This window comes from Thermodesulfovibrionales bacterium (genome assembly GCA_035622735.1).
In the GTDB taxonomy this organism is placed as follows: Bacteria; Nitrospirota; Thermodesulfovibrionia; order Thermodesulfovibrionales; family UBA9159; genus DASPUT01.
This window is the reverse complement of the sequence record DASPUT010000008.1, coordinates 1-14,185: the sequence shown is the minus strand read 5'-3', so window position 1 is coordinate 14,185 and position 14,185 is coordinate 1. Positions and strand designations below refer to the sequence as shown.

General features: G+C 50.6%; 12 protein-coding genes. 5 read left to right on the top strand and 7 right to left on the bottom strand.

What is annotated here, in order from left to right; translation table 11 throughout:
* Positions 1-499: 499 nt before the first annotated feature.
* A complete protein-coding gene (mtaB, locus tag VEI96_00285; GenBank protein ID HXX56417.1) occupies positions 500-1,741 on the bottom strand; it encodes a tRNA (N(6)-L-threonylcarbamoyladenosine(37)-C(2))-methylthiotransferase MtaB in 1,242 nt (413 codons plus the stop codon).
* A complete protein-coding gene (gene miaB, locus VEI96_00280) occupies positions 1,738-3,042 on the bottom strand; it encodes a tRNA (N6-isopentenyl adenosine(37)-C2)-methylthiotransferase MiaB (protein ID HXX56416.1) in 1,305 nt (434 codons plus the stop codon). The genes mtaB and miaB overlap by 4 nt, the downstream gene beginning before the upstream one ends.
* A 78-nt stretch (positions 3,043-3,120) precedes the next feature.
* On the opposite strand from miaB, the gene lysS reads away from it, so the two are divergent.
* Together lysS and VEI96_00270 are read left to right on the top strand one after the other, a co-directional pair.
* Positions 3,121-4,596, top strand: coding sequence for a lysine--tRNA ligase (gene lysS / locus VEI96_00275; GenBank protein HXX56415.1), 1,476 nt, complete (start codon positions 3,121-3,123; stop codon positions 4,594-4,596).
* Positions 4,597-4,657: 61 nt separating this feature from the next.
* A complete protein-coding gene (locus VEI96_00270; GenBank protein ID HXX56414.1) occupies positions 4,658-5,890 on the top strand; it encodes a lipoprotein-releasing ABC transporter permease subunit in 1,233 nt (410 codons plus the stop codon).
* Between the two features lie 173 nt (positions 5,891-6,063).
* Here the strand turns inward: VEI96_00270 and VEI96_00265 are convergent, their stop codons facing one another.
* Together VEI96_00265 and VEI96_00260 are read right to left on the bottom strand one after the other, a co-directional pair.
* Positions 6,064-6,783, bottom strand: a complete 720-nt coding sequence (locus tag VEI96_00265) for an FKBP-type peptidyl-prolyl cis-trans isomerase (protein HXX56413.1) — start codon at positions 6,781-6,783, stop codon at positions 6,064-6,066.
* Between the two features lie 21 nt (positions 6,784-6,804).
* On the bottom strand, positions 6,805-7,380 hold the full coding sequence (locus VEI96_00260) for a flavodoxin family protein (protein HXX56412.1): 576 nt from the start codon (positions 7,378-7,380) through the stop codon (positions 6,805-6,807).
* Between the two features lie 124 nt (positions 7,381-7,504).
* Between VEI96_00260 and VEI96_00255 the strand changes: the two genes are divergently transcribed.
* Positions 7,505-8,374, top strand: a complete 870-nt coding sequence (locus VEI96_00255) for a UbiA-like polyprenyltransferase (protein ID HXX56411.1) — start codon at positions 7,505-7,507, stop codon at positions 8,372-8,374.
* Between the two features lie 16 nt (positions 8,375-8,390).
* On the opposite strand, the gene purN is transcribed toward VEI96_00255, so the two are convergent.
* The 3 genes from purN to VEI96_00240 form a co-directional block, all read right to left on the bottom strand.
* Positions 8,391-9,044 carry a phosphoribosylglycinamide formyltransferase gene (gene purN, locus VEI96_00250; GenBank protein ID HXX56410.1) on the bottom strand — a complete coding sequence of 218 codons (654 nt, stop codon included), beginning with the start codon at positions 9,042-9,044 and terminating at the stop codon, positions 8,391-8,393.
* 2 nt (positions 9,045-9,046) lie between these two features.
* Entirely contained in the window at positions 9,047-10,000 is a 954-nt protein-coding gene (locus VEI96_00245) for a peptidylprolyl isomerase (GenBank protein HXX56409.1), read from the bottom strand.
* Positions 10,001-10,235: 235 nt separating this feature from the next.
* Complete coding sequence (locus VEI96_00240; protein ID HXX56408.1) at positions 10,236-12,839, bottom strand: ATP-binding protein; 2,604 nt, start codon at positions 12,837-12,839, stop codon at positions 10,236-10,238.
* Positions 12,840-12,998: 159 nt separating this feature from the next.
* On the opposite strand from VEI96_00240, the gene clpS reads away from it, so the two are divergent.
* Together clpS and VEI96_00230 are read left to right on the top strand one after the other, a co-directional pair.
* Positions 12,999-13,313: an ATP-dependent Clp protease adapter ClpS gene (gene clpS / locus VEI96_00235; protein HXX56407.1), complete on the top strand. Its 315-nt coding sequence runs from the start codon at positions 12,999-13,001 to the stop codon at positions 13,311-13,313.
* Positions 13,310-14,185, top strand: an 876-nt coding sequence (locus VEI96_00230; protein HXX56406.1) for a Clp protease N-terminal domain-containing protein, incomplete at its 3' end; no start/stop codon positions are given. The genes clpS and VEI96_00230, both read left to right, overlap by 4 nt.

Genomic DNA, 14,185 nt, shown 5'->3' with positions numbered 1-14,185 from the left:
CTAAGATAATCAGACAGCCCTCTATCGCCTAAGAGACGTAAAGCCCTCTGAAAACTGTCAGCAAAAAGCGGTTTAGGGGGCAGGGGAAATTTCTGATTCAGCAATCGCACAATACATCCAACCCACTGGGAGGATCGATTTAAACTTTCGAGAGAAGCCCTGAGATTGGAACGAGAGAAGGAAATAAGAAAATTGCCATCCTCATAGAGCAGAAACAGGTCCCCATCACGTTCGAACATATAACGTGCCATAAGGAGGACAGGCTACTATGGGACCCTGTAGGATAGTAGCATATCGGAATGCACAAGGCAAGGACAATGCATAATGTAAGCATACAGAACTTTACATAATATATCTTATCAGACATTAAGTACGAACATCATTTGTTAGTAAAATGTTATTAAGCCCGTTTAATCTTTCATGAGCAACTTGATGGTCAATGGTCCTAACGTTTTTGAGCAGGATTTAGGCAGAGAAGAAATGCTTCATATATCATATGTTAGCTCGTTTCGATCGGAACGCCGATGAGATACTTACCATCATGGCCCGCAACCTTAATATTGACAATCTCCTTGGGGCCAGCATTCTCCATAATCACCCTCACCTTCAGATAATTGGCGGCTGTCCCGGTGAAGGAACCATCTTCATATCGCTTCTCCACTAGGACATCAAGGAGTTTACCGATCTGCCGCGTCATATAAGCGCTTCTTTTCTCATTCGACAATGAGAGAAGAAGCGCACATCGTTCTTTCTTAATACTTTCATCGACCTGACCTGCCATCATTGCAGCCTGCGTGCCGTTTCTCCGGGAGTATGGGAAAATATGGAAATACGTGAGAGGGAGAGATTTCAATACGGTGACTGTGTTAAGAAATCCCGCCTCGCCTTCCCCGGGAAATCCGACAATCACGTCTGTCCCGATAGAGACATCGGGTATCTTCGTTGCGATATGATCAATTCTCGAGACAAAGGTTCGAACGTCATAGTTTCTGTTCATGGTAGTGAGTATTTTGTCGTCTCCGCTCTGTAACGGTATATGGAGATGATTACATATCCTTGTATCAGCGAGAAGTTCTATCAGGTCTTCAGTTAATTCGCTAACTTCTAGAGAGCTTAGCCGTATCCTTGTGATGCTTGTTGAACTGAGTAAGACCCTGAGCAGATCTGAAAGAGTAACTTTAGGTATGAGGTCATAACCATAAGTCCCTAAATTAATTCCTGTAAGAACAATCTCATTGTAGAGAGAGGATACTTCTTCCGCAAGGAGAGCGACATTTTCCAGGGGAATGCTACGGGAATATCCCCTCGCCTTCGGGATGACACAATAGCTGCATGACTGATTACATCCGTCCTGAACTTTCAGGGTAAAGCGGCTCCTACCGCCTGTTTCGGAATGTGAAGGGGCATTAACATTTTTTCCTGTTATCTCATCGATGATCTTTAATTTATCTCCATTCCTGACGATGGCTGAAACGCCATCCATAGAGAGGACGGAATCTCTATTCAGCTCCGCATAACAACCGGTCACTATCACTCTCGCTTCTGATTTGTGAGCCCTTCTGATGAGCTGTCTCGATTGGTAGTCGCTCTTTGAGGTAACGGAACAGGTATTTATTATACAAAGGTCGGGTCTTTCAGAAAGGCATACAATGCTATATCCATTTGCCCGAAAACCAGCTTCTATCTGTGCGCTCTCTGCCTGATTTGATCTGCATCCGAGGGTCAATACGGCGACTTTCATGAGGCAACGCCCTCGAGGGAGTGTTTCTTAGCTTCTGTAATCCTCACCATAGCAAGGCTACCTATAAGAGACGAATCTCCCATGAAATTCACAATCTTATTTCCACGAGTCCTTCCGCTCAGCATGGTGAGATCTGTCTCGCTGTAACCTTCGACGAGCACCTCCTGCACGGTATTTGAGAGACCCCCGTTTTTCTTTAGCGTGATAGTGTCCTGCAATTCTAGGATCTCGCTCAGTCTTCTCGATTTCACCTCACCCATGACCTGTCCATCCATCGAGGCGGCAGCCGTCCCGGGCCTCGGGGAATACTTGAACGCGAATATTCCGTCAAACTCGATCTCCTTCAGCATTTTCTTTGTTTCTCCATGGTCTTCCTCTGTCTCGCCTGGAAACCCGCAAATGATATCTGTCGTTATCGAAACCCCCGTAATCCTCTCCTTCAAGAGAATAATCTTCTCCAGGTATTCCCCGGAAGTATATCCCCTGTTCATGAGATTCAACACCCTGTCTGAACCCGATTGAAGAGGGAGATGGAGGTGTTCGCAAACCCTCCCGAGGTTAGCGATGGCGTCTACGAGTCTATCCGAAAGATCCCTAGGATGAGATGTCACAAAACGTATCCGCTCGATACTCCTGAGTGAATCGATTTTTCTCAGAAGCCCCGGGAAGTCGAGATCACTCCTGTATGAATTTACATTCTGACCCAATAATGTTATCTCCTTGAAACCCTCCCGACCGAGTTCGGCTATCTCGCTCAGAATCTTTTCAGACGGCCTGCTTCTTTCCCTGCCCCTCGTGTAAGGGACGATACAGTAACTGCAGAAGTTATCGCATCCGTACATGATAGATACCCACGCCCTACCCCCACGATTTCTGAGCACGGGCAGGTCGTTATCGGCGATTCCCGGGTTTTCTTCATTTGCTGTTGTGTGAGAAGGAGCACCTACAAGGCCGGCCAGGCGATGGATATTCTGCGGTCCCAAGATGAGGTCTACATGGGGGGCTCTCCTGAAAATTCCCTCTCTCTGAAGCTGGGCGATACATCCGGCCACGGCTATTTTGATATGGGGTCTTCGCTTCTTAAGGCTCTTAATCCTTCCCAGCTCACTGAAAAATTTCTGTTCAGCCTTCTCCCGGATGCTGCAGGTGTTATAGATGATAATATCGGCTTCCCACCGATCGTTAGTCGGCAAGTAACCTTCCTTGCTCAGGACGCCCGCCATCTTCTCCGAATCGTGGACATTCATCTGACAGCCGAAGGTCTCGATGTAGTACTTTTGCGGCATCATTAAAAATAACATCCGGCGTCCCCCTGATGCAAGAACGCACTCGACAGCCTTGACTATCCGAAAAGGCAACCTTTATAATCAGCAGCGAAAATGCTCGAAATCAACGAACAGATAGAACAGCGGCTGAAGAAACTCAGGGAGTTTCAGGAAGCAGGAATAGAGCCTTTCGGCGGATCCTTTGAGGCTGACAGCCACGCCTCTGAGATCCTCTCGAGATACGATAAGCTCTCTAAAGAGGAACTCGAAGCGATTCCCGTCGTATGCTCAATAGCAGGCAGGATTGTGGCCATGCGTGACTTCGGGAAGGCAGCCTTTGCTCACCTACAGGATTCATCGGGGAGGATTCAGGTCTATTTCAGGAAGGACATGCTCGGGGAGGGCTATTCGATTGTGAAGAAGCTGGATGTGGGGGATATCGTCGGCTTAAGGGGCAGGCTTTTCAGGACCAAGACCGAGGAACTCACGATAGAGGTGAAAGATTTCAAGCTCCTCACAAAGTCGCTGAGACCCCTTCCGGAAAAGTGGCACGGCCTCAAGGATATCGAGATGAGATACCGGCAGCGATATGTGGACCTGATCGTTAACCCCGAAGTTCAGAAGACCTTCGAGAAAAGGAGCATCGCGATCAAAGCTATCAGGGATTTCCTCGAGGCAAAACGTTTTATCGAAGTGGAAACGCCGATGATGCATCAGATCCCCGGAGGTGCGACCGCCAGGCCCTTCAAGACACACCATAATGCCCTCAGCATGGACCTCTTCCTCAGGGTTGCTCCCGAGCTCTATCTGAAGAGACTTCTCGTGGGGGGCTATGAGCGCGTCTTTGAGATCAACAAGAATTTCAGAAATGAAGGAATATCGACGAAACACAATCCAGAATTCACCATGCTTGAATTCTACATGGCGTATAAGGACTATACCTTTCTCATGGGTTTCACGGAGGAGCTTATTTGTCATACGGCTGAAAAGGTGGCAGGAACACTCAGGATTCCTTTCGGTGACGCCGTGATAGATCTTACCCCTCCCTGGAAAAGGCTGCCGATGCTCGATGCCTTAGGCGAAAAGGGGATGCCCGTCACCGCAATCACGGATCCTGCGGAGGCGATGAGCTGGGCGAGATCGAGGAAGATAGTTATAGAAAAAGGGGCATCGCACGCGAAGGTCCTCGATGAGATATTCAAGGAGGCTGTCGAACCGGAATTGATACAGCCGACCTTTATCATCGATTATCCCGTCGATCTTTCACCCCTCGCGAAGAGGAAGGCGGACTGCCCTGAACTCGTCGAAAGGTTCGAGCTCTTCATCGCGTCCAGGGAGATCGCGAACGCCTTTTCCGAACTCAATGATCCCCTGGATCAGCGAGGGAGGTTTCTCAAACAGGTTGAGGCGCGGGAGAAGGGAGACGAGGAGGCCCAGTTCATGGATGAGGATTTTGTGAGGGCGCTGGAATACGGTATGCCGCCCGCCGCGGGGGAAGGAATCGGCATCGACAGACTCGTGATGTTGCTCACGGATTCTCAGTCCATAAGGGACGTGATCCTGTTTCCCCTCTTAAAGCCGGAACAATGAAGATGACTGCAGATTCACGAGTCGAAACCCGAAACGCCCCATTGCGAGCCTTTAAAAAGACGTGAACCATCCATTCCCGCTATTCATCGCCCTCCGGTATCTGAGATCGAGAAAGACACGGAGAGGCCTTTCCTTCCAGACGGCGGTCTCGATCGGAGGGGTCGCTGTCGGCGTCATGGCACTCATCGTCGTCCTCGCCGTCATGAGCGGATTCCATGAGGACCTCCAGAAAAAGATTCTCGGCGTGAATGCCCATCTCGTAATCCTCGACTACAGGGGAACCATCGAGGATTATCGCGGTGTCCTCGAGAAGATAAAAACCGACAGGGACGTTGTTGCTGCCGCGCCTTTTGCTCTTGGTCAGGTTATGGTCTCTTCGGGCAGTAAGGGCCAGGGGGTCTACATCAGGGGTATCGAGCCTGCTCTTGAAAAGAATACGACGGATATCGCAAACCATCTCAAGGAAGGCAGCCTCAACGATTTGGACGAACGGTCCGGAGGATTACCCGGGATAATAGTCGGAAAGGAACTCGCCGGCAGACTCGGGGCCTTTCTGGGCGATGAGATATCCATCCTCTCTCCTTCCGGAGAAGTCGGTCCGCTTGGTATGCTCCCAAAGGTGAAAAAATTCAGGTTAGCCGGAATATTCGAGGTTGGCATGTTTGAGTATGATTCGAACCTCGTAATAGTCGGCCTCAAGCAGGCCCAGGAGTTCTTCGGAATGGGCAGCTCTGTTACGGGGGTTGAGGTGCGGATAGGAGATATCTATAAGGCGGCCGAAGCTGGCGAAAGAATCAGGAGATTGCTGGGGGTCCCCTATCACGTGAGGGACTGGATGCAGATGAACAAGAATCTCTTTTCTGCCCTGAAGCTCGAAAAGTTTGCGATGTTTATCATCCTTGTACTGATAATCTTTGTCGCCTCCTTCAATATCGTGAGTACCCTCATTATGAACGTGATCGAAAAGCAGAGAGAAATAGCCATCTTGAAGACGATGGGCGCCACGAACAGGGGGATAATGGCGGTATTCATGATCCAGGGTTTTCTCATCGGCCTCACAGGAACAGGTATCGGCCTGACAGGCGGGTACGTCTTATCCTATATCCTTAATACATACCAGATCATAAAGCTTCCCCCGGATATTTACTACCTGAGCCATCTCCCGGTGAAGATGAATGTGTCGGATTTTCTTGCCGTCTCGATCTCGGCAATAGCGATCAGTTTTCTCTCAACCATCTATCCTGCGTGGCAGGCAGCGAAACTGGACCCTGTTGAACCGTTGCGATATGAATGAGTGGTATAGTTGCAGCGAGCGACGACGCAAGATGTCCTGATTGAATGGCGAGCTTCCCGTAATTAGGGAAGGAAGGGATGGACGAAGGCAGACCCACCCCAAATCCGTTCCCATCGATTACAGGGTACTTCGCTTTTCTTCTCTTCTCTCCATTCTCATCGTAAGCCGCATCGTTAAGGGTGCGAGGGGGGGAGAGAGCCCTGCTCCTTCACCGAGAGAAGCTCCACTTCAAAGATAAGGGTGGCATTGGGGCCGATAACACCTCCCGCGCCTTTTTCCCCGTAAGCGAGGTTGGAAGGAATAACGATCTCCCATGTAGAGCCTTCCTTCATGAGCTGCAAGGCTTCCGTCCATCCGGGAATAACGCCGTTGACCGGAAAGGATGCCGGTTGCCCCCGTCGATATGAGCTGTCGAACTCTTTTCCATCGACCAGGCTTCCCTTATAGTTAACGGTCACCGTATCGGTCAACTTTGGAGTCGGTCCCGAGCCTTCCTTTATGACCTTATACTGGAGGCCGCTCGGTAGGGTCACGACACCCTCTTTTTTCTTATTTTCCGCGAGGAAGGCATCGCCTTCCTTCTTGTTCTTTTCGGCGACCACCTTCGCCTGTTCCTGCTGCTTCGCCACCATCTCCTTCTGCAAACCGACCAGTATGTCACGGACTTCCTGATCAGAGATTACGGTCTTGCCTCCCGTGTACGCGTCTTTGAGTCCCCTTGCGAGCAGGTCCGGATCGATCTCCAAGGACTGCTTCTTCAGATTGTTCCCGATATCTACTCCGATGCTGTAGCTCACCCTGTCCTTCTGATCTTTGAGAACCGCCTCTTCTGCTGCAAAAGCCTGACCTGCCAGAAGGGCGATGCCGACTACTGCTGCCAAGAATAATTTCATTTCCATCTCCTTTCGATGCTCTTAAGCATTAAGTTTTTTGAGCAGCCATGCCATGTTCTGCCCGAGGTCCTTCATGGTCCGAACACCCTCTGTGTCTTTCATCACGTCGCCCGGCTCTCTTCCGATGGCCATATTCCAGTAGCTCGACCCCGGGACGATCATCTGACCGATGAGGAAGAAATAATTCAGTGAACTAAATACGTGGATTGCCCCTGCGCGGCGTACCGCAACGACCCCGGCGCCGACTTTGCGTTTGAACATATCCCCATTGGCTCGGGCAACCATACCGCTCCTCTCGATGAGGGCCTTGATGCCCGCAGAAAGATCGGCGAAATAGGTAGGTGAACCGAGGAGGATACCGTCGGCTTCGGCCATCCGTGCGATGCATTCATTCGCACTGTCTTCACCGACTGCGCATTTCCGATCCTTATTGTTGAAACAGCGATAGCAGGCGATGCATCCCCGAAGGGACTTCCCCGCGAGATGCACGAGATCGGTCTCTATCCCCTCGCTTCGTAATTCATCCAGAACGATATTCAATAAAATAGCGGTATTGCCATCTTTCCTGGCGCTGCCATTGAATGCGACTACTTTCACACAATCCCCCTTTCCTTGAAATTCAACCGGGTTGCCTGAATAACTTTTTATTTTAAATCGTCCCGATCAGGAAATGCAATGTTTTCCGTATGTTCGGCTATGCTCGTTTGTGGTATTATGACCGATGGAAAAAATGCCGGGCAGAATTACCCTCTATCTCAGGATGATCAAATTCTCTCACTCTGTCTTCGCCCTGCCCTTTGCCTTCACCGGCGCCTTGTTCGCCGCATCGGGAGTTCCGCCTCTCCCGAAGGTCTTCTGGATCATTATCGCGATGGTGGGTGCGAGGTCCGGAGCCATGGGCCTAAACAGGATTATCGACAGCAGGATAGATAAGGAAAATCCGAGGACACGGGGAAGAGAGATACCCTCCGGCAAGATAAGCATAAGAGATGCCGCCTTCTTCACTGCCATCTCACTCGTCATACTTGAAATCGCTGCCTATAACCTCAACGCCCTCTGCCTGAAACTCTCTCCGCTCGCCCTATCCTTGCTCATACTCTATTCATACTCAAAGCGGTTCACCTGGATGTCCCATTTTCTGCTCGGTATCGCGATATCCCTTGCCCCCCTGGGCGCCTGGATAGCGGTGAGAGGAACCATAGACATGGCGATATTCCCTCTCACGGTTACTGTCGTTTTTTGGCTTGCAGGGTTCGATGTCCTCTATGCGCTCCAGGACACCGAATTTGACCGGTCGAAGGGCCTCTATTCTATCCCCCAGAGGTTCGGGCTGAAGAAGGCGCTCTTCCTTTCGAGATCCTTTCACGGCATGGCGATGAGCTTCCTCATCTATTCCGGCCTTATCTTCGGCCGCGGCGTCTTCTACTGGATCGGCATCGTCGTTGTTGCCGGCCTGTTCATCTATGAACATTCCCTTGTGAAATCCGATGACCTCTCGAAACTCGATGTCGCCTTTTTTACGATGAACGGATATATCAGTGTGGCCGTGTTTCTTGCGACCCTTGCGGACTACCTAATACCCCTCACATGATCGGAGATGATCGCCGTCACCGTAACGGGGGATTCGCGATTGCCCCCTCTTTCAAGGCGTAGTCCTTGATCTTGACCACCCTGCCCTCTACCGACAGCCTTCCTTCGCTGTAGAGCCGAATCGCTTCGGGAAAGATCTTGTGTTCCATCCGCAGGATCCTTTCCGAAAGGCGTTCCTCAGTGTCATCGGGGGATACGGGAACGGCGGCCTGAATTATTGTCGGCCCCGTATCCATGCCTTCGTCTACAAAATGAACGGTGCAGCCGCTGATCCTCACACCTGCATCTACCGCCTGTTTCTGGCCATGGAGGCCGCGGAAGGAAGGTAAGAGAGCAGGATGAATGTTCATGATCCGTGAGGGAAAGGCCTCCAGGAGGGGCCTTTTCACGATACGCATGAAGCCGGCCAGTATCACGAGTTCGACACCTTTCGCCCTAAATTCATCGACAATCCTGGTAAAGAAAGCTTCCCTTGCGTTGAATTGTTTCGGATCGATATGGAGGAATTCTATCGAGTGCTTCCGGGCCCTTTCGATAGCAAAAGAGTCGGGATTGTCAACAATGAGAACCTTTATGACGGCATTGAGGCTGCCGGCTTCTATCTCGTCGATGATCGCCTGGAAATTAGAACCGCGGCCGGACGCAAGAACCCCGAGGGCGAGTTTCTCCACGGCTATAACCTTATCTCGACAAAAGACTTCTCCCTGAGACTCTTGATCCAGTTCTTATACTCTTCATTGAATTTCTTCTCAGAGAGTTTCTTCTTTGCGATCTCCCTCGACTCTTCAGGGCTCTTGGCATCCTCCTTATCTTCCAGCTGAATAATATGGATGCCGGTCGATGTCCAGAACGGACCGCTCACCTCACCCGTATTCATACGGGAGAGCACGTCGAGAAACTCTTTCCCGAGCTGTTCTTTCTTCACGAAACCGAGTTCGCCTCCGGTCTTGCCGGAAGGGTCATCGGAGTATCTCACGGCGAGGGAAGGAAAGTCTTCGCCTGCCATCAACCTCCGGTATACATCTTCGGCCTTCGCCTCGACGGCCTGTCTCTCCATCTCCTTGTCGGGTTTCTTGAAGAATATCTGCCTGATTTTAAAGCCGCCCCCCTTGTTTTTCGCGACGTATTCGGTTATCTCCCTGTCTGATACGACGATCCTGCTCTTCACCTGCTGGTTAACCACCTTGCTGAGGATGATCTGTTCGGCAAGGAGCTTTTTATATTCCTCCAGAGTGAAGCCCTCTTTTTTCAGGGACTCGTCAAATTCCTTGTCACCAATAGAATATTTCTTCTTGATCCCGTCTATCGCCTCGGCAATTTCCTCGCTTGATGCATCGATATCGAGTTTCTTGGCAGCCTGTATCTGGAGTTTCACATCAACCATGTTTTCGAGGAAGCCCGCTTCATTTTCCTTGAATACCTTCATCTTCTCTGTGTTACTTAATGCCTTGAACCCCTCAGTCGCCTTGAACTCCATGGCCCTGTAGAGTTCACCCCATGTTATGACCTCCTTGTTTATGATAGCCACGACTTTGTCAAGGAGCACCGTAGCAGTCGCACTGCCTGACAAGAGAAATAGCGCAATCACTACTGACGCTGTCTTATTTTTCGAGAGCATGTATTCCATCACCTCCTCCGGTCATTGCCCTGCGTCATCCACGGATTTATGTCGATCTGGCGGCCGTTTCACAGCGCTGTGCGTCCTCGACATAATCCGCTCTTTAAGAATAAAACAACTGGCCAAGAATCTTCAACCCGGGGCTGGACGAGCAGCCGACGAATAATCTCGCTTGCCCAGCGCTCTCATAACGGCAGTTCCGCGCGAAGCCACGGTCTTCTGTGCGTCGTCAGCAGTAAGCGAACTAATCGAGAACCTCCCGCAATTTCTTGAGAAGCTCCTTCGGAGTGAGAGGCTTCTGGATAAAAGGGTACCCCTTGTCAGCAATCTCCTTCATGGAGTCGTCATCGTACGCATAGCCGCTTAAGAATATCACCTTGATATCTTTCTTGTTCTTCTCTATTTCGTGATAGGCCGTCGTACCCGTCATATGAGGCATCGATATATCAAATAACAGGAGGTTGATGCTGTCCTCATGCTCGATGAATTTCTGTACGGCGTCCATTCCGTCGACAGCCTCTATCACCCTATATCCCGCATTCTCAAGCACCTGGCTGACGAGATTTCGCACGGAGACGTTATCTTCCGCCACGAGAACGGTCTCTGTGCCGCCGGCCGGTTGTGCGGGAGGAACGGCCTGTGCCTTATTGCCTTCCGATTCGAGTAATGGAAGGTAAATCCTGAACGATGTCCCGCGGCCGGCAGCGCTCTCGACGGTTATGTATCCCCTGTGTTTTTGTACTACGCCATATACTATCGATAGTCCGAGTCCCGTTCCCTTGCCGACCTCCTTCGTTGTAAAGAACGGTTCGAACATCTTTGCCTGTGTCTCTCTATCGATGCCAATACCGGTATCCGCCACCGTAACGAGAGCGTAATTCCCCGGCGGCAGGCAGGCTTGATTATCTGCGAATCCCTTTTCACCGCGAAACGGTGCTGCTGTGATAGTCAAGTCGCCTCCCCCCGGCATGGCGTCGACCGCGTTTGTTACCAAATTCATGAGGACCTGCTCTATCTGCGCCCTGTCCGCGAGTACCGGCAAGCCTGTTGCGGCAGTCTCTATCGACAACCGGATCTTCTCACCGACAAGACTCGGTAAGAAACTTTCCATGGTCTTTATGATTTCATTGACATCCGCATAATCCATGAGGGTCACCTGTTTCCTCGTATATGCCAGTAAGCCCTTCGTGATTTTGGCCGCCCTCTCCGAGGATGAGAGGAGGAGGTCAGCATAGCCTCTCAGGGGATTGTCGCTGTCCAGGTTGTCTCGTAATATCTCACCGAATCCCATGATCGCAGTGAGGATGTTATTGTACTCATGTGCGATGCCGCCGGCCATGGTACCGATCGCCTCCATTTTCTGCGCATGGAACAACTGTTCTTCGAGCCTGCGATGCTCGGTAATGTCCCGCACTATTGCGAGAACCTCGTCTTCGCCGCTCTTCACGATTCTTGCTTCGTAATGGCGGTGGGTACCATTCAGATATAACTTGTACTCGAAGCTCTGCAGCTCTCCGTCCTGCAGAGCCCTATCAATATGGTGCAGGGTTTTTTCAGCCACGTCAGACGGCATGATTTCCCGAATACTTGCGCCGATAAATTCACTCGGCGGCACCAATGTCGAGCGGTTATGTTCAGTCTCATACTCCAAGAAGAATCCCTCCCTGCTGATGCGAAAAATCATATCGGGTATGGCGTTGAAGAGTGCCTTGGCCTTGGCCTCACTCCTCCGCAAGGCCTCTTCCGAACGGTTCTGTGTTGTGATATATTCCTTTATTTGGGACGCCATCGTATTAAATGCACCGGCCATCTGACCTATCTCATCCCGCGACGCAATTTCCACCTTACTATCCAGATTGCCTTTGCCGATCTCGACGGATGCTTCGCTGAGTTTCAGGATCGGACCGGAAATGGTGCGGGAGAAGAGGAAAATGATAAGGAGAGAGAGAATACCAAAAAATGAAGAGATACCGATGATATTATTTCTCATTTCATCTGCCGGAAGGAAGGCAAGGCTCGCAGGCACGACCATGATGAGAGTCCAGTCATTGCCTCTGAAGTCAAGATAACCTCGTTCACGCACAAAGGTAGTGATCACCTCCGGCCTCGCAGGAGCATGTTTCAGATTACCCACGTTCTCTCCGATTGCGAGAGCGGCCTTAACAAAGTTCCAATGAGGCGATAAATCTTGCAGAATAGCCCTGTTGCGATTGGAATAGAGAAGCAATCCGTCTTTGTCGACAAGATCGATTTCGAGGTGTTTCTGCACTTCGCTGTCATGAGACACAACAGGGACGAATCTTGTGATATCATATAATTTTTCAACAGGCATCCGAGAAACGACAACTCCGAAGGGGATTCCGTTTCTGTCTTTGACAATATGAACGAAATGGATCACGACCGTATTCAGGGTTACGGATTTATGGATGTTGACGACAAATTCTTTGCCGGCGTCGATATCTCTCCAGTATTCCACAAGCTCACGCCTTTTCCCGATAGATTTTCCGGATGTATCCGCAATCCTTACTCGGTTCAGGTCAAAAAATGAGAGTGAGGCATAGAATCGATAGTTATGCTGATACTCCTTGAGCCTCTCGGATACCTGCTTGGCAGTATGACCCCTAGAACTGATTACGGGATCCAAAGACAGGGTCACCATGTCCTCATATCTTTCGAATAGCATTCTGTCGATTTTGTCCATCGTGTGGAATGCCTGGGCCTCGAGTTTCTCCTTGATCTCTTTTTCTAATATCCTGATGTTCGAGGTATACACAAAATACGTAACAGACAGGGTACTGACGAGAAATATTCCGGAAAATATCCCTATGAGTTTCGTTGCAAATTTCACCTGTTCCTCTTCACGGCTTCGGGTACCTTCGGCATAGTGCTTATTGTAGCAGAGGCTGTCTCAAAGGAAAAGAGACGCGATACTTCATTGTCTATCGGTTCGTAATTTCTCCGAAGTTATTTCCTGTGCTAGAATATTTTAAAGGACAGGTGAGAGGGCATGAACAATCACGCGGTTAAGACCGGAAAAGAGCTCAATGCCGAGACGGAAGGGAAGACTAAGGAGCCGGTTCGTTACAAGGTCTTTCTCCTTAACGACGACTATACGACGATGGAATTCGTTGTCTCGGTCCTCGAAACCGTTTTTCACAAGCCCCCTGCTGAGGCAACGCAGATCATGCTCCACGTCCACAGAAAAGGGATCGGGTTATGCGGCGTGTATGTGAAGGAGATAGCCGAGACAAAGGTTGATCTCGTCCATGCCCTCGCCAGGGATAAACAGTTTCCGTTGAAATGTCTTGCGGAGAAGGAATGATCAATAAGGAACTTGAACTCATCATCGCAGCCACGATACGGGACGCCGAAGCGAAGAGGCATGAATATCTCACCGTGGAGCATCTCCTCTATGCCGTACTCCATGACGAACGGGGCGTCGAGATCATTGCAGGCTGCGGCGGTGATATCGGGAGGCTCAAGAAATCGGTACACAAATTTTTTGAGGAGGGCGTGCCGAAACGTAAGGGAGACGCCGACCTCTATCCTCATCCGGCAGTCGGTTTTCAGAGGGTAATCCAGAAGGCGCTGAACCATGTCCATTCGGCGGAGAAGGAGGAGGCGGACGCGGGAGATCTCCTGGCGGCGCTCTTCCTCGAAAAGGGTTCACATGCGGTTCATTTTCTCCACGCCGAGGGCATCACGAGACTTGATGTGTTGAACTATATATCTCATGGAGTTTCCCGAAGGGAGGAAGCGCTCCCTCCGGGAGGGCAAGGCGGCGAGGAAGAGCCTTCTCCGGAACAAGAGCAGGCCCGCGCGAGAGACCCCTTGGCATTGTTTACCGTGGACCTCGTCGAGAAGGCAGCAAAGGGTGAGATCGACCCGCTTGTGGGAAGGGAGATAGAGCTCACGAGGACCATTCAGGTCTTGAGCAGGCGAAGAAAGAACAACATCGTCTTCGTCGGTGAACCCGGAGTTGGTAAGACCGCCATTGTCGAAGGTCTCTCCTTGCATATCCAGCAGGGGCGAGTACCCGAGGCGTTGAAGGCGTCGAGGATATTCCTGCTCGATATGGGGGGGCTTCTTGCCGGGACGAAATATCGCGGCGACTTTGAGGCCCGTCTCAAAGCGATCATGGAAAAGATCGAAAAGATCCCCCAGGCGATTCTCTTTATCGACGAGATCCATACC